General features: G+C 71.1%; 15 protein-coding genes and 1 pseudogene. 11 read left to right on the top strand and 5 right to left on the bottom strand.

Annotated features, from left to right (window positions below):
• Positions 1 to 31 precede the first annotated feature (31 nt).
• Positions 32 to 883 (bottom strand): HAD hydrolase family protein, encoded by an 852-nt coding sequence (locus ACOJUF_RS21940; protein WP_420123935.1) that lies wholly within the window; start codon positions 881 to 883, stop codon positions 32 to 34.
• A gap of 78 nt (positions 884 to 961) precedes the next feature.
• Between ACOJUF_RS21940 and ACOJUF_RS21935 the strand changes: the two genes are divergently transcribed.
• From ACOJUF_RS21935 to ACOJUF_RS21920, 4 genes are all read left to right on the top strand, one after another.
• On the top strand, positions 962 to 1,984 hold the full coding sequence (locus ACOJUF_RS21935; RefSeq protein WP_420123934.1) for an LLM class flavin-dependent oxidoreductase: 1,023 nt from the start codon (positions 962 to 964) through the stop codon (positions 1,982 to 1,984).
• Positions 1,985 to 2,140: 156 nt separating this feature from the next.
• A complete protein-coding gene (locus tag ACOJUF_RS21930) occupies positions 2,141 to 2,986 on the top strand; it encodes a GIY-YIG nuclease family protein (protein WP_420123933.1) in 846 nt (281 codons plus the stop codon).
• Between the two features lie 43 nt (positions 2,987 to 3,029).
• Positions 3,030 to 3,455: a YchJ family protein gene (locus tag ACOJUF_RS21925; protein WP_420123932.1), complete on the top strand. Its 426-nt coding sequence runs from the start codon at positions 3,030 to 3,032 to the stop codon at positions 3,453 to 3,455.
• A 25-nt stretch (positions 3,456 to 3,480) separates the two neighbouring features.
• On the top strand, positions 3,481 to 4,002 hold the full coding sequence (locus ACOJUF_RS21920) for an OsmC family protein (protein WP_420123969.1): 522 nt from the start codon (positions 3,481 to 3,483) through the stop codon (positions 4,000 to 4,002).
• Positions 4,003 to 4,011: 9 nt separating this feature from the next.
• Here the strand turns inward: ACOJUF_RS21920 and ACOJUF_RS21915 are convergent, their stop codons facing one another.
• A complete protein-coding gene (locus tag ACOJUF_RS21915) occupies positions 4,012 to 5,211 on the bottom strand; it encodes an erythromycin esterase family protein (protein WP_420123931.1) in 1,200 nt (399 codons plus the stop codon).
• A 107-nt stretch (positions 5,212 to 5,318) separates the two neighbouring features.
• Here ACOJUF_RS21915 and ACOJUF_RS21910 point away from each other — a divergent pair, with 107 nt between their 5' ends.
• The 3 genes from ACOJUF_RS21910 to ACOJUF_RS21900 all read left to right on the top strand — a co-directional run bounded on the left by ACOJUF_RS21910 (position 5,319) and on the right by ACOJUF_RS21900 (position 7,247).
• On the top strand, positions 5,319 to 6,020 hold the full coding sequence (locus tag ACOJUF_RS21910; RefSeq protein ID WP_420123968.1) for a MerR family transcriptional regulator: 702 nt from the start codon (positions 5,319 to 5,321) through the stop codon (positions 6,018 to 6,020).
• Entirely contained in the window at positions 6,020 to 6,637 is a 618-nt protein-coding gene (locus ACOJUF_RS21905; protein WP_420123930.1) for a GyrI-like domain-containing protein, read from the top strand. The genes ACOJUF_RS21910 and ACOJUF_RS21905 overlap by 1 nt, the downstream gene beginning before the upstream one ends.
• A gap of 109 nt (positions 6,638 to 6,746) precedes the next feature.
• Positions 6,747 to 7,247: a macro domain-containing protein gene (locus ACOJUF_RS21900; protein WP_420123929.1), complete on the top strand. Its 501-nt coding sequence runs from the start codon at positions 6,747 to 6,749 to the stop codon at positions 7,245 to 7,247.
• 45 nt (positions 7,248 to 7,292) lie between these two features.
• Here ACOJUF_RS21900 and ACOJUF_RS21895 read toward each other — a convergent pair whose 3' ends face one another.
• A complete protein-coding gene (locus ACOJUF_RS21895) occupies positions 7,293 to 7,934 on the bottom strand; it encodes a winged helix-turn-helix transcriptional regulator (RefSeq protein ID WP_420123928.1) in 642 nt (213 codons plus the stop codon).
• A 15-nt stretch (positions 7,935 to 7,949) separates the two neighbouring features.
• Positions 7,950 to 8,384 (bottom strand): VOC family protein, encoded by a 435-nt coding sequence (locus ACOJUF_RS21890; RefSeq protein WP_420123927.1) that lies wholly within the window; start codon positions 8,382 to 8,384, stop codon positions 7,950 to 7,952.
• A gap of 235 nt (positions 8,385 to 8,619) precedes the next feature.
• On the opposite strand from ACOJUF_RS21890, the gene ACOJUF_RS21885 reads away from it, so the two are divergent.
• Genes ACOJUF_RS21885 through ACOJUF_RS21875 form a run of 3 tightly spaced genes read left to right on the top strand, consistent with a single transcriptional unit; the run spans position 8,620 to position 12,872 of the window.
• Positions 8,620 to 9,342 (top strand): response regulator, encoded by a 723-nt coding sequence (locus ACOJUF_RS21885; RefSeq protein WP_420123926.1) that lies wholly within the window; start codon positions 8,620 to 8,622, stop codon positions 9,340 to 9,342.
• Between the two features lie 26 nt (positions 9,343 to 9,368).
• Complete coding sequence (locus ACOJUF_RS21880) at positions 9,369 to 11,177, top strand: hypothetical protein (protein WP_420123925.1); 1,809 nt, start codon at positions 9,369 to 9,371, stop codon at positions 11,175 to 11,177.
• 15 nt (positions 11,178 to 11,192) lie between these two features.
• Positions 11,193 to 12,872 carry a hypothetical protein gene (locus tag ACOJUF_RS21875; protein WP_420123924.1) on the top strand — a complete coding sequence of 560 codons (1,680 nt, stop codon included), beginning with the start codon at positions 11,193 to 11,195 and terminating at the stop codon, positions 12,870 to 12,872.
• A gap of 33 nt (positions 12,873 to 12,905) precedes the next feature.
• On the opposite strand, the gene ACOJUF_RS21870 is transcribed toward ACOJUF_RS21875, so the two are convergent.
• Positions 12,906 to 14,534 carry a S8 family serine peptidase gene (locus tag ACOJUF_RS21870; RefSeq protein WP_420123923.1) on the bottom strand — a complete coding sequence of 543 codons (1,629 nt, stop codon included), beginning with the start codon at positions 14,532 to 14,534 and terminating at the stop codon, positions 12,906 to 12,908.
• 172 nt (positions 14,535 to 14,706) lie between these two features.
• Between ACOJUF_RS21870 and ACOJUF_RS21865 the strand changes: the two are divergent.
• Positions 14,707 to 14,899 (top strand): annotated as a pseudogene (locus ACOJUF_RS21865) (hypothetical protein); the annotation flags it as partial.

Below are 14,899 nucleotides of genomic sequence, written 5' to 3'. Positions count from 1 at the left end.
CGGATCTCCTCGCGGTCGGGCTCGCGTGCGCTCAGGGCGCGCCGGTCAGCCCCAGCGCGGCGAACGCCGCGGCCAGGCCCTGCCGATGCGGGGGCGCGGCCACGTGGTCGGCGACGGCGAGCACCCGCGGATCGCTGCCCTCGATCCCGACGGCGACGGCCGCGAAGTGCAGCATCTCCAGGTCGTTGAGCCCGTCCCCGGCCGCCACCACCTGGTCCCGGCCGATGCCCAGGTGGTCGATGACGACACCGATGCCGACCGCCTTGTGCACGGACGGCAGGTACAGCTCGCCGGCCGAGTCGCCCATGTCCGGGATCGAGCTGGGCAGCACGCCGACGGCCCCGCCCAGCTCACCGATCAACTCGGCGCCGGCGACCGGGGACTCGACGTAGGTGACCTTGCCGAAGGACGTGGTGGTCAGGTCCTCGGCCATCCGCAGCGCGTCGAGGATGTCGCGCGGGCCCTCGCGTTCGGGGCTGTCGGACGATCGCAGATGCCCGGCCAGCAACGTGACCAGCCGCTCGTCGACGCCGACCGGACCGTAGACGGCCTCGGGCGCCTCGAGCAGGTAGGCCACGTCGTGCTCGTCGAGCAGGGTGACCAGCCGGCGACCGAGCTCGGCCGGGAACCGCTGATCGGCGAGCACCCGGCCGGCCACCTCCACGTAGCCGCCGGCCGCCGCGACGAACCCGTCGAACTCCTCCAGGACCGACGCCAGCAGCATCGAGCGTGGCCGGCCGGTGCACAGGAACACCAGGTGCCCGGCCGCGCGGGCGGCCCGGACGGCGCCGACGTGCGCCGCCGGCACCACCCCGTGATCGGCGTAGGTGCCGTCGAAGTCGAGGAAGACCGCCCGTCGTGATGACCCTGACCCGGATTGCACGCCCGCGAACGTACCGCGCCGGCCCGGCGGCGCGGATGGGCGGGGAACATCTCCAGATGGTTGATCGTTCAACCAGTCATGAAGAAGATCGGATTCCTGTCCTTCGGGCACTGGTCGAACTCGCCGCACTCGCAGACGCGGACGGCCAGCGATGTCCTGCTGCAGTCCATCGACCTGGCCGTCGCGGCCGAGGAGCTCGGCGCTGACGGTGCCTACTTCCGCGTGCACCACTTCGCCCGCCAGCTCGGATCGCCGTTCCCGCTGCTCGCGGCGGTCGGCGCGCGGACCAGCCGGATCGAGATCGGCACCGGCGTGATCGACATGAGGTACGAGAACCCGCTGTACATGGCGGAGGACTCGGGGGCGGCCGACCTGATCGCCGGCGGCCGGTTGCAGCTGGGCATCAGCCGCGGCTCACCCGAGCAGGTCATCGACGGGTACCGCTACTTCGGCTACGGGGCGCCCGACGGGCAGACCATGGCCGACGTGGCCCGGCAGAACACCGAGGTCTACCTGCAGGTGATCGACGGGGCGCGGTTCGCCGAGCCCAACCCGAGACCGATGTTCGCCAACCCGCATCCCGGACCGCTGCCGATCGAACCGCAGTCGCCGGGCCTGCGTGACCGCATCTGGTGGGGGTCGGGCTCGAACGCGACCGGCGAGTGGGCGGCGCGGCTGGGCATGAACCTGATGAGCTCGACGCTCAAGGAGGATGAGAGCGGAAAGCCGTTCCACGTCCAGCAGGCCGAGCAGATCGAGGCGTTCCGCAAGGTGTGGGCCGAAGCCGGACACGGGCGCGAGCCACGGGTCTCGGTCAGCCGCTCCATCTTCCCGCTGGTCACCGCCCAGGACCGGGCGTACTTCGGCGCCGACCGGAGCAGCAGCGACTCGCTGGGCGACATCGACGGGTACCGGGCGGTGTTCGGCCGGTCGTATGCGGCCGAACCGGACGTGCTCATTGCCGAACTGGCCCGCGACGAGGCGATCGCCGCGGCCGACACCCTGCTGCTGACGATCCCCAACCAGCTCGGCGTCGACTACAACGCGCACGTTCTGGAGTCCATCCTCACGCACGTCGCGCCCGGGCTGGGCTGGCGCTGACCCGCTCAGCGGTCCACTCGGCTTCCGGCCTTGACTTTGGCCATGGCCATGGCCATCAGAAGTGGCGTCGGCGGTTCGACGAACGGACCGCCACGTCGATGCCCAGGTAGCGGTGGGTTCGGGTCCTTTTCGGTCCGCGCCCCTACCGTGAAGGGTATGACCGTCACGGCATCGATCACCGGCCACCTGACCCTCGGGCACGTCTTCGGCGCCGCTGGCCTCGACCCGAGCCAGGTGGTTGTTCTGCGGCACACCTACACCGCCGACGGCCTCGCGACGCCTGCCGACGTCACGCCCGCCAACCTCCTGGCCTATGTGCGAGTGCAGGGTGTCAGCAACAAGCTCGGAAAGACTCCACCATTCCACTGGCTCAACTTCATGACTGATGGCGGTCGGCGCTCGCGGTTTCTCACGGCTTATGAAAACCACGGTGAACTGCCATCCGAACGCACGACCGATCACCGCTTCTTCGACCTCCGCCCCTCCCACGTACTCACGTCACTTCAGGACCGCCTCGTGGTCGAGTGGTCGCGCGACGCGGTGAACTGGGCAAAGGCCGGCAACGCCGCATCCGCCTTCCCCGTGGTCGAGATCGCCGACCCGGTCGAGGTTCCGTTCCCCGGTTTCGACAAGCTCCTCATCAGCTACGAGGAACTGGTCGCCATCGTCCAAGACCGCAGGTACGCGCAATGGCGGAGTGCACTGAGCGCCGTTCAGGGCGTCTATCTCATCGCGGACACCACAACCGGACAGTTGTACGTCGGAAAGGCAGACGGTGGCGAGCGCATCATGGGCAGGTGGACGTCGTACGCACGCGACGGTCACGGCAGCAATGTCGCCCTGCGTCAGCTCGCGAACCTCGATCCCAGGCACGCTCGCCACTTCAAATTCAGCATTCTCCAAGTCTTCGGTCCCGCCGCGACCACCCGCGAGATTGACGAGGCGGAGTCGCACTACAAGGAAGCACTGCTCACGCGCCGCTGGGGAATGAACAGGAACTGATGCCGACCCGCCAGCTGAAGCAGCGTCCAGGGAGGATGGTCCGATGGCCGGTGGATCACGACGACGCGACCGGGGGCGGCCCGCGCCGGGAACGCCGCGGCCGTGCCCCTGCGGGCAGCCGGCGAGCTACGACGAGTGCTGCGGGCGGTTCCATCGCGGCGCCGCCACCGCACCGACCGCCGAGCTGCTAATGCGTTCCCGGTACAGCGCGTTCGCCGTCGGGGACGCGGACTACCTGCGGCGGACGTGGGCCGCCGAGCACCGCCCGGCGCGGGTGCAGCTCGACCCGCGGATGCGGTGGACCGGGCTGGACGTGCTGGCCGTCACCGGGGGCAGCGCCTTCCACCAGGACGGCGGCGTGGAGTTCCGGGCGCACTACGTCCTCGACGGCGCGCCCGGCGAGCTGCACGAGCACAGCCGCTTCGTCCGCGAGAACGGTGACTGGGTGTACCTGGACGCCCGTGCGTAGGGTCGTCGGGATGGACGACCGACCGATGGACAGGGATGCGCTGGTCGCCGTGCAGGCGCCGGTCAAGCAGCGGTACCGGGACGATCCGGACAGTGCCGCGGTCACGCTTCGGGCCGATGCCGAACTGGGGGAGGGCGTGTCGTGCTCGGTCTCGACCGGCCGTGCGCTGGCCGAGGCCGGACTGCACCCGGCCGCCGGCGGTGACGGCACGCAGCTGTGCTCGGGCGACATGCTGCTGTCGGCGTTGGTCGCCTGTGCGGGCGTGACGATGAAGGCGGTCGCCATCTCGCTGGGCATCGAGCTGCGCGGCGGCACCGTGCGCGCGGAGGGCGACCTGGACTTCCGAGGCACCCTGGCCGTCGCGAAGGACGCCCCGGTGGGCTTCCGGACGATCCGGCTCGGCTTCGAGGTCGACACCGACGCCGACCAGGATCAACTGGCCAGCCTGTTGAAACTGACCGAGCGCTACTGCGTCGTGTGGCAGACGCTCCGCACCCCGCCGGCGGCGTCGGTCACCCTGGCCGTTCGGCCGGACCCGGCCGGCTGACCGGCCCGTTCACCAGTACTGCTGGCGCCGGCCGTCCGTGTCGGCGACGAAGATCAGCGCGTCGGCCCCGGCCAGATCCGCCGGGCGCACCGGGATGTGACCCGGCAAGATCGGCTCACCCGGCTCGATCGCCAGAGGCAGCGCGGCCCGAAGCGCGGCGGTGGGGAACAGCGTGCGCCGGGTGGTCGCGGCGGCCAGGACCCCCGGGAACGTGGCCGGATCGGCGGCCGGAGCGGCATCGGTGAGGACCACCGCGTACCGCGGCCCCAGCGTCCGGGCGACCATCGCCCCGGCGCTCCACCACGTCGTATCCTCGGCGCCAAAGGACATCTCGGACGGTGCCCGCTGAAGGTGCACGTTGTGCGCGAAGACCAGGGTCGGACCGCGGTCCCGTTCGCGGTCCACGACGGCCAGCAGGTTGTCCGCCATCATCTCCGACCGCAGGCTCAGCAGCGTGCCGATGCGATCCGGGCCGGGCCGGGCCATCGCCGCGTGATAACGCAACAGCCCCAGCGCGGTCCGCGCGTGGGCCGCGGCGTCGTCGTCCCGGTCCGGATCGGAGGCGAGCCCGGGCCCGGCCCGGTGCAGCGCGCTGGCCAGGTCGTCGGCGACGATCCGCAGGTCCCGCACCCGTACGGACCCGCCGATCGAGGCGGCCGGCTCGCCCATCGCCGCCGGGTTCGCCCACTCCGCGTCATCGCCGAGCAGGGTGTCCAATCCGGCGGCCGACCCGGGCCGCTGACCGGGCGGCAGCGCGTCGCGGACGGCCAGCAGGAACCGCCGCGGACTCGGTGCCGCCGCGGTCTCCAGCGGCGCGTCGAACCCGTGGAAGCGGATCCGATCGGCCGGCTCACGCCCGGCGTTGAACCGGCGCAGCCACTGCACCAGCTCCCGGTTCCCGGGCAGGTTGCCGAAGCCGTGACTGAACCCGGTCGCCAGCACCTCGTCCAGATCACCGCTGCCACCGGCCACGTAGTCGTCGACGACGGTCGCGGCGAACAGGTCCGTCTCCAGGGCGATCGACCGGAAGCCCCGCTCGACCAGGGTCGCCAGCATCTCGTTGCGCACGGCCGGAAACGCCGCGATGCCATGGGTCGGTTCGCCCAGGGCCAGCAGCGCCGGCCGCTCCCGGGCGGCCAGCAGATCGTCCATCGCGTCGTCCATCTGGGCCGGACCGTCCAACGGCCGTCCGGCCAGCATCTCGTCCATTCGTCCTCCACCTCGGTCTGACTTGACCGTATCGTTGAAGAATCGAGTGAGACTTCGCCTCGGCGGTGTCGAGTCGGCAGCCCTTGAACCATCAATCGGAGGTGGACGTGCGGCCGGTCGACCTCGCCCGCGAGCACGGGCTGTCCGCGCAGGCGATCCGCAACTACGAGGACGCCGGCGCGCTGCCCGCCGCCGACCGCAGCCCGTCCGGGTACCGGCGGTACACCACCCTCCACGCCCAAGCCGTCCGGGCCTTCCTGGGCCTGCGCCGGGGCCACGGGCACCAGAGCGCGATCGAGATCATGCGGGCCGTGCATCGCGGCGACGACGACGCTGCGTTCCGGTTGATCGACACCGCCCATCTGGAACTGCGGGCGGAGCGGGACGCCCGGGCCGAGGTCGCATCCGCTCTGGCCGCCCTGACCGCCGTCGCACCCGCGACGACGACCGCCGGCCCGCCGTTGACCGTCGGGGAACTGGCCCGCCGGATCGGCGTCCACGCGGCGACGCTGCGCGGCTGGGAGGTCGAGGGCATCCTGCGACCCACCCGGAGCCGGTCGACCGGAGCGCGGCAGTACGGCCCGCCGGACGTGCGGGACGCCGAGATCGCGCGGCAACTGCGCCGGGGCGGCTACCCGTTGGCGCAGGTCGCCCGCATCCTGGACTCACTGCGCGCGGCCGGTGGCGCCGACGCGCTGGCAAATTTCCTGGACGGCTGGCAGCAGCGGTTGGCCGGGCGGAGTCGCGCCCTCCTCGCCGGCGCCGCCGCGCTCGATGCCTACCTGACGATGCGCGACACTGGATCGTGATGGACGGCAAGGTCGATCTTCGGCGGTCGCTGGACGGCTACCGCGCACGGGCGGGGGAATTCCGGCTGCTGGAGGTCCCCGCGCACCGCTACCTGATGATCGACGGCCGGGGCGACCCGAACGCCCCCGCCTTCGCCGAGGCGATCGAAACGCTCTATCCCGTGGCGTATTCCCTCAAGTTCGCCAGCAGGGCCGGCGCCGGCCGCGACTACGTGGTCCCACCGCTGGAGGGTCTGTGGTGGGCCGACGACATGGACACGTTCACCGTCGCCCGCGACAAGTCGCGCTGGAGGTGGACCCTGCTCAACCTGGTGCCGGACTGGCTGACCGCCGGCCACGTGGACGCCGCCGTCGATCGGGTGGGCGCGCGCCGTCGGCCCGCCCGGCTCGCCGACCTGCGCTCGGACGTTCTGATCGAGGGTCGGTGCGTGCAGACCCTGCATGTCGGCCCGTTCGACGACGAGGCGGCCGTCCTGGACCGCATGCACCACGAGTTCATCCCGCAGCACGGCCTGCGCCTGACCGGTCGGCACCACGAGATCTACCTCAGCGACGTCCGGCGGGTCGCGCCGGCGCGGCGCCGGACGATCCTGCGCCAGCCGGTGCGCGACGCCTGACCGCGACATCGTCGGCCGGCCTCAGACCCTGGACCGGCGCCCACCGGACCGGTCGGTCCCCACCACCGGAAGCAGGTCGGCAGGCTCCGCGGGCTGGGAAACTGGGCGGATGGAGATCGAGATCGTCCGCGGCACCATCACGACGGTGCCGGCCGAGGTCCTGGTCACCGCCGCGAACCGGTCCCTGGTCGGCGGCGGCGGGGTGGACGGCGCGATCCACCGGGCGGCCGGACCGAAACTGCTGGCCGCCTTGCGTCCGCTCGCGCCCTGCGCGCCGGGCGACGCGGTGATCACGCCGGCCTTCGACCTGCCGGATCCCGTCCGGTTCGTCGTGCACGCCGTCGGGCCTCGGTACGGCGTGGACGAGCCGGCGGGGGAGTTGCTCGGCGCTGCCTACCGGGCCGCCCTCCGCCGCTGCGACGAGGTGGGGGCGCGCACCGTCGCCTTCCCGTCCCTGTCGACCGGTGCGTTCCACTTCCCCTTGCTGGAGGCCTGCCGGATCTCGGTGGCGGCCCTGACGTCCGCGACCACATCGGTCGGTACGTGCACGCTGGTCGCCTTCGACCAGAAGACCGAGCGATTCTGGCGGCGCGCGATGCCGTCGCGGTGACTCGCGGTGACGGCGTCCGGCGCCGGCCCTCGGGACCGTGGACGCTCAGGCGGCCAGGTGGAAGGTGCTGGCGAACCGGTCGAGCAGCGCGCGGGGACCGCGCCGGACCTCGATCACCCCGGTCGCGATCGCGCGGTCCGGCGCGAGCTCGCCCGAGATGAGCCGCCGGATGTCCGGGCCGGCGCTGAAGGCCAGATCCACGGGGCCATCGCCCCGGGTCACGTCGAGGTCCGCGCCGGCCACCCGGATCAGCAGCTCCGCCGGCCCGACGTGGGCCCCGTAGGCGGTCGGCGGCAACGTCGCGGCCACCTGCGGCCGGAACGCCGTCCGCAGCGCCATCGTCATGGAATCCGGGGTGATGATCTGATCCTCGCGGGGATCGCCCATCGCCTTGAACCCCCATGCGCCGAGCGCGAGCACGATCGGCTCGAGTTCCCGCCCGTACGGGGTCAACTCGTAGATGATGACCCGGGAACGCGGCGCTCGGCGGATGATTCCGGCCGCTTGCAGCTCCTTGAGCCGCGCCGCCAGTATGTTGCTCGGGATGCGGGGCAGGCCCGCGGCGAGTTCACCGTAGCGGCGCGGCCCGACGAGCAGGTCGCGCACGATCAGCAGCGCCCAGCGCTCGCCGACCAGCTCCAGCCCTCGGGTGACCCCGCAGTACTGCCCGTACTCGCGCGCGGCCATGGACGAGAAGTGCGCTCAGGCCTGCTGATTGGCCACGGCACCGGGTCCCTGCGCGGCAGCCACCGGGTCCATCCAGCCGAACTCGAGGATATTGCCATCGGGATCGGTGAGCTGCCGCTGGTACATGAAGCCGTAGTCCGAGGCGGGCCGCGCCTCGGACCCACCGGCGGCCAGGCCGTTGGCGACGGTGGCGTCCACCTCCGCGCGACTGTCCAGGAACAGCGCGGTCGCCGTCGACGGGCTGACCGCCGGGTCGCCCAACGGCAGGTCGGTGAAGGTCTGGAAGAAGTCGCGGACGAGGATCATGAAGTAGCTGTGGTCCTCCTCGACGACGACGCACGCGGCGTTGTGATCGGTGAAGGCGGGGTTGATCCGGAAGCCGAGCGCCGTGTAGAAGGCCTTCGCCCGCTCCAGATCGGTGACGGGCAGGTTGACGAACATCGCGGTCATTGTGGGCTCCTCGCGCCTCGCGGGTGAACGCCTCCATACTTGCAAAAAACAAGTGCCGCCGTCAAGGGGTCGGCACGTTCGCGACTCCCACGGCCCGGCGGCGTCCCCCGATCGACCGGTCCCGATTCCGCCGTCGGGTCGGCCGATCGGTGGACCCACCGGCCGTCCCGGCCGACCCATGCTGATGGCAACCGGATCTCCGGGATCGCAGGATCAAATCGAACGGACTGAACGCATGCGTATCGTGCTCGCCGACGGCGTGCCGCTGTTTCGAGAAGGACTGGCCACGGTCCTGTCGAACCGCGGGCATCAGGTCGCCGTGACCGCCAACTGCTACGAGCTGATCGCCACAGGCAAGCGCACCCGGGCCGAGCTGGTGCTCACCGACGCAAACCTGCCGCAGGGCGCCCACGCGGCCGGTGCCCGCGCATCAGGGGTGCGTGCCGCGATCGAGCTACGCCGCCGCGACCCGGACCTCAACGTCGTCGTCCTCTCCTGCGAACCCGACGTCGAGGCGGCCCGGGCGCTGCTGGCCAGCGGCGCATCCCATACGGCCTATCTGCTCACACGCCGGATCGCCGGCGCCCAGACGCTGGTGGACGCGGTGCACCGGGTGGCGGCCGGGGCGACCCTGGTCGACTCCGGGGTCACCGAACGGCTCTCCCGGGAGGCGGACGCCGGGCCCGCCGGCCCGGAAACCGGCGTCATCGACCCGGTCGCGCTCCTGCCCCGCCGCCGATCCGAGGTGCTCGCCCTCATGGCGCAGGGACACAGCAACTCCCGGATCGCCCGGGAATTGTCGGTGAGCGAGGCCGCGGTGGCCGGGCATATTGCCCAGATCTATGCCCAGCTCGGGCTCGCCCGGACCATTGACACCAATCGACGCGTGCACGCCGTTCTTCGATTCCTCCATCATCGGGACCACCGGGAAGGCGCCGCCGCAGGGCCCCGGGGGTGACCTAGTGCCAGCAATACATTCGGCCGTTGGCCGGCGTCGCCGCTGCCTATGATCACCGGGTGCCGACCTACCGACATACGCTCCGCGCCGTCGCCACTGCGCTTCTCGGGGTCGCCGTTCTGGCGGCGTGCTCCACCTCGCCGGCCGGCGTGTCGGCTGTCTCATCGAGCGCGCCGGCCGATGCGGCGCTCGGGCAGAACGCCGATGTCGCCGTCACCCGTTCCCTCAACGCCAACGCGCTGGTTCCCGGGTCGGCCACCGCCTCGCCGACCTCGACTGCCGCCCCCATCCCGGTCGATCCCGAGTTCGCTCAGGTGGCAACTGTGCTGGCGACCGGGGTGGCGGCATGGGACAGCGGCGGCACGAGTCTGGTGGGCTGGGCGTTGAGCGAGATCCTTACGGCAGCCGGCCCCAACGGCGCGGGACAACCCGACCAGCAGTTGAAGACCGCGCTCGACGGGCTGTCCGACCAGATCGGCGTCATCGACACGCAGCTGACGCAGATCGAGGCGCAGTTGTCGAAGGTGACCAATCAGATCAAGGACGGCACGTATCAGATCGAGATCCAGGACCTGGCGACCAATCATATTGCCCCGCTGCAGTCGATGTGGCAGGACTACAACGAGATCGTCAGCAGCCAGAACACCAACAAAGGCGACATCACCGCGCTGACCGGTTCCATCACGAATCCGGCCACCGGGGTCTCTGCTCATATCGAAGCGATCAAGGAGACCTTTATCGGGTCGGCGACCACGGGAGAGGCGCCGTTGCCCGGCCTGTTCTCGACGTTCGTCGTCGATCAGGGCGTGCCGGCGATGGACGACCGGCCGCTTTATCAGAACTACATCGTCCCGTACGGCCAGTACTTCGCCGCGCTGATGGTCATGGGATTGGCCCTGCAGGTCGAGGCCTATCACCAGCAAGGCGACGCGGCCGCCGCGCAGCAGGCGATCGACACGGTCTGGTCCGACGTCTACCAGGTGCTCCAGGCGACCGGGTCCCCGGTCTCCAACGACGCCGCCCAGTTGAACATCCCCACGGGCAACATCTGGAGCACGTCGCCGATGTGCATCGTGTCCGCGTTCGACAGCGCGGACTGGCAGACGGTGGCGGCAGGCTCGGATCCCGCCCAATCGGCCCTGGCCTGGACGACCGGCGCGATGCCGGGGTGGACCTTCAAGGCCGGGGACGCCGTCTGCTCCATCACCTGGGACGAGTACAACGAGAATCCGAGCGCGTGGCTTCCGGAAGCGATCAAGGCCTCCGGCCTGCCCACCGAGATCGCCGCCGGGACGACCGATCCCGTCACGCTCTGGCGAGACCCCGTCGCGTCCGACATCTCCAAGCTGTACGCCGACCGGGGATCGGCAAGTCCGCAGGCGTACCTGAACTCGATCGGATTCGCGATTCCGTCGCCCAGTGGCCTCTATGGCTCGACCTACCTGGCGCACGACTTCTGGTACGGGTCCCAAAGCGGCTACATCGACGTGACCAACGGCACCGACACCTGCCTGTTCTTTGCCAACTGCCCGGCCAGCGGCGACTGGTCGTTCTCCTTCCTGGTGATCGCGACCCCGCAGTGCTTTCTGGGCACCGGTGACTACCAGGGCCTGCCCACCGCGTGCGGGACGGACTGGCTCACGCCGATCTGGAAACCGACACCCCCTCCACCCGCGGCCGGACCGACGACCTCGACGACGTCGGCCACCTCGACCGCAGCCCCGACCGGCTCGACCGCGCCGGCCCCGAGCCCCGGACCGTCGGTGATCCCGTCCGGTGGTGTCGCCTCCTCGATCACGACGGCGGGGAACACCAGCCGCTCCGATGCCGGCTAGACAGAGGTGACGCACATGCGAATGAGAAGCCTTCTCGCCGCCGGTCTGGCCGGTGTCGTCCTGACGGCCTGTTCGACCAGCCCAGACCCGGCCCCGACCACCGCGGTGGCCCTGGGCAGCCCGGCCGATGTCCCGGCGTCCTGCTCCTCGGCCTCGCCGAACTCCTCGGCCATGGTGCCGGGGTCGGCGGTCGGATCTTCGGCGGTGGGGGACACCGATTCCTCGCCCCTGAGCATCGGTCTGACCATCGCCGCGGGAGTCGACGCCTACACGAGCGGAAACAGTTCTCTCGTCGGCTGGGCCCTGGACGAGCTGTTGGGGGCGGGCTCGACCGGCGGCGGCATATCGACGCAACTGTCGACCGAGCTCGCCGACCTGTCGTCCCAGTTGCAGGCGATCACGAACACGCTCAACACGATCGAGGCCGACCTGGCGTCGACGATCAACCTGATCAAGGACAGCACGTACCAGAACCAGATCTCGCAGCTGACCCAGGACCACATCGCGCCCATCCTGTCGATGTGGCAGTCCTACTGCCAGATCATCGCCGATAAGGACACCGTGCAGTCGAACCTGAACAACTTGACCGCGACCGTTCTGGACCCGGCGATCGGGATGCGGGCGCACATCATGGCCATCGTCGACGCCTTCGAGGGCAACGCGATGATCGGTGAGGTTCCGCTGGCGGGCATGTTCGCCACCTTCGTGGTCGATCAGGGTGTGCCCGACTTCGACGATCGCGTGGTCTACGCCCAGAAGCTCGACGGCTACCGCGACTACTTCGTGAACCTGATCGTCATGGGCATCGCCCTGATGATCGAGTCGCAGCACTCGACCGGCGACACGGTCGGCGCGAAGGCGACCCTGAAGGACCTGTGGTCGGAGGTCCGGCAGATGTACCAGGCCGCCGGTGCACCCGTCACCGACGCCAACGTGGTGGTGCACAACCCGTCGCGGACGGTGTGGACCCGGCAGCCGCTGTGCCCGACCTCGCAGCTGAGCTCGGACAGCATCATCGGGGGAGCGGACGCCGGCTCCTCGCCCGTGCAGCAAGCGATCAACGATGCGGTGCTGCAAGCCTGGACGATCGGCACCAACGGTGGCGGCGGCCCGGTGCCGCCGCCCGACTACGAGTTCGCGGCCGGCCAGGGAGTGTGCTCGCTGAGCTGGGACAGCCCGGACGGCGAGCCGGCGCCGTCGTCGTGGCTGGCGCAGGCCATCGCCGCCAGCCCGATTGCCTCCAACGCGATGAACACCGGCTCCGACCCGACGTCGGTCTGGCGCGACCCGACGGCCGCCGACTTCGAGGCGCTGGTCGCCGATCGAGGGTCGGCCGATCCCCAGACCTATCTCACGGGCAACGGCTTCGCCCTCCCACCCGCGGGCGGCGCGGACTTCGTTCCGCAGCTCGCCTATGGATTCTGGAAGAGCGCGGGCCCCGGCTGGTACGACATCAGCGCGGCGACCACGACCTGCCTGGGCGGCACCTCCGGGTGCGCGCCGAGCGTGTTCCCCAGCTTCCTGCTCGTGGGCGCCACGCCGTGCCTGACCGGGGCCGGCTCCTATCCCGGTATGACCACGGCCTGCGGCACGGCATGGATCGATCCGCTCTGGCCGGCGTCGCCGCCACCCCCGTCGAGCTCGACGACCCCGGCGACACCAACCTCATCGGCGACCCCGAGTTCGGGGTCGTAGGCGGGACGACATCGCCGGTCGGGACCGGGCGCTCTAGGACGTCGCTCCGGCCAGGACGTCGAATCGGGGTTCGCCCCAGCCGGACGCCGGGTCGAAGCCGGCGGCCGCCGTGCAGCAGCCGACCGCGTACAGGTCGTTGTTCCCCTCCACCACGTCCCGGACGGCACGTGCGTCGACCGTGTGCTGCGCGCTGCCCAGGGCGAAGGTCAGGGCGGGCGCTCCCTGCGCCTGCCGGTGCGCATCGACCGCGACCAGGGCCCCGGCGACGAACGGTGCGGCAAAGCTGGTGCCGGCGAACTGTCTCCACCGGCAGGTGGAGTCGCACACGGGAATGGGCGGCAGGGCCGCCGACGAGGCGAACGACGCGAGATCCGGAACGACGCGCCCGGGGAAGACCGCACTCGGTCCGCCGCCGCTCGCGGCCCCGCCGCCCGGTTCCACCCACACGGAGCCTGACCCGTCGACTCCGCCCACCGCCAGGACCTGGGGCGAGGACGACGGGTAGCCGACCGCCGCCGCGGTGCTGCCCGGAGCACAGGCGGACGATCCGTGGTCGCCGGTCGCCGAGACGACGCGGGTTCCGGCCGCCACGGCCGCGGCCAGTACGAACTCGGTCATCTCGATCGCGTCCCGGCCCAGTTGACCCTCGCAGTACACGATGCTGGTGCTGATCACGTCCGGCGGCCCGGCCGGGTCGGTCAGGGCGGTGGCCAGGGTGTCGCCGACCCAGTCGGCCGGACCGGCCTCGACCACCGTCACGGACTGCAGGTCCGGTAGCGCCAGGGTCAGCGCCGCCAGGTCGAGCGACTCCTCGCTGCCCGCCGGGGCCGACTCGTCGGTTCCCATCGTCCGCAGCTGGTGGACGGCGATCGGCGGGTGCTGGATGCAGGTCAGCCATTGATCGAACGCCCGCTGATCGAAGGAGGTCAACGAGACCAGGGCGACGCGGGCGCCGGCGCCCCGGAACCCGGCCGCCTGCACATCGGCCAGCCCGCTGTCCGCCACGATGCGGGAGCCGGCCGCGACGGCCTGATCACAGGCCGTCCGGTCGGTGACCGTCGCGGTGGCGCTCGCCGCGGTGACGGTCGGCGTCGCCGACGCGGTGGCGGTCGGGGCGGGCGAGGCCGCCGACGCGGGGGAGGAGGTTCCGTCGAGGTTGAGAACCCGGTTACGGGGGAGAATCTGGGTGACGGCGCCCACGAGGTCGTCCGGGATTCGCGGCGCCGTCGTCGCGGTCAGGACCCGGTCGTCACCGATCGTCCGGACCGCCCAGGAAACGCCGAACCGGCTCTCGGATTCCTCGATGGAGAGCTGCAGCCGCGCGAATCCGCCCGTGGGGGAGAAGGCGAGCGTGCCGGACGGGAAGGCCTTCCGGACGGCCGATCGGGTGGATTCCTCCGCGCCGAATCGCTCGGCCACCGTGGCGAGCGGGAGTGCGGTCGACACGCCCGACCCGCCCACCGACGCGGCGAACCGTGCCAGCCCGTCCTGGTCCCGGGCGAGCCCCAGGAAGAGTTCGACCGGCTGTCCGGCGGCAATGCCGTCCGGAATCGTCGGCTCCGGGCCGGCCGAACCCCCGGTGCAACCGGCCACCGTCAGCACGGCACCCAGCAGGAGGTACCACCACCTGCGGGTCCGGGGGCGGCGGCCGGCGTCGGTCATGCCGATCAGTGCATCACGACGGGAGGGACCTGGCTGCGGTACGCAGTCGACGGGCGATGCCGGCCGGGCTGGGGCGGCAGACGTGCACGGTGCCGTTTTTCATTCGAATGGTTGCGTCCTGGCTGCCGCGATCCGGTTGCCCCGCCCTGGTGTGCGCGATAGAATCGAACATATGTCGACGATTGCCGATGCTGCGGCCGCGTTCCTCGCGGCGTTGCTGTCGGCGCCGGTCGACGGGGCGGGGGATGCGGCGCGGGTTGATGAGCTGGCGGTGTTGGAGCGGGTGAAGGGGGCGGTGGCGGCGCGGCAGGCGCGGGTGACGGACGCGTTCGCTGTGTCGCAGCAGGCGGTGCTCGGTGCGGTGG

This window comes from Nakamurella sp. (assembly GCF_048594475.1).
GTDB lineage: Bacteria > Actinomycetota > Actinomycetes > Mycobacteriales > Nakamurellaceae > Nakamurella.
This window is presented reverse-complemented; position numbering and strand designations above follow the sequence as displayed.

Excerpts from the sequence above, each read along its gene's own strand:
- ACOJUF_RS21895 (WP_420123928.1), bottom strand. The coding sequence starts at position 7,934 with ATGGCCGCGCGCGAGTACGGGCAGTACTGCGGGGTCACCCGAGGGCTG.
- ACOJUF_RS21870 (WP_420123923.1), bottom strand. The coding sequence starts at position 14,534 with ATGACCGACGCCGGCCGCCGCCCCCGGACCCGCAGGTGGTGGTACCTC.
- ACOJUF_RS21905 (WP_420123930.1), top strand. The coding sequence starts at position 6,020 with ATGGACGGCAAGGTCGATCTTCGGCGGTCGCTGGACGGCTACCGCGCA.
- ACOJUF_RS21935 (WP_420123934.1), top strand. The coding sequence starts at position 962 with ATGAAGAAGATCGGATTCCTGTCCTTCGGGCACTGGTCGAACTCGCCG.
- ACOJUF_RS21875 (WP_420123924.1), top strand. The coding sequence starts at position 11,193 with ATGCGAATGAGAAGCCTTCTCGCCGCCGGTCTGGCCGGTGTCGTCCTG.
- ACOJUF_RS21920 (WP_420123969.1), top strand. The coding sequence starts at position 3,481 with ATGGACAGGGATGCGCTGGTCGCCGTGCAGGCGCCGGTCAAGCAGCGG.
- ACOJUF_RS21930 (WP_420123933.1), top strand. The coding sequence starts at position 2,141 with ATGACCGTCACGGCATCGATCACCGGCCACCTGACCCTCGGGCACGTC.
- ACOJUF_RS21900 (WP_420123929.1), top strand. The coding sequence starts at position 6,747 with ATGGAGATCGAGATCGTCCGCGGCACCATCACGACGGTGCCGGCCGAG.
- ACOJUF_RS21890 (WP_420123927.1), bottom strand. The coding sequence starts at position 8,384 with ATGACCGCGATGTTCGTCAACCTGCCCGTCACCGATCTGGAGCGGGCG.
- ACOJUF_RS21925 (WP_420123932.1), top strand. The coding sequence starts at position 3,030 with ATGGCCGGTGGATCACGACGACGCGACCGGGGGCGGCCCGCGCCGGGA.
- ACOJUF_RS21915 (WP_420123931.1), bottom strand. The coding sequence starts at position 5,211 with ATGGACGAGATGCTGGCCGGACGGCCGTTGGACGGTCCGGCCCAGATG.
- ACOJUF_RS21885 (WP_420123926.1), top strand. The coding sequence starts at position 8,620 with ATGCGTATCGTGCTCGCCGACGGCGTGCCGCTGTTTCGAGAAGGACTG.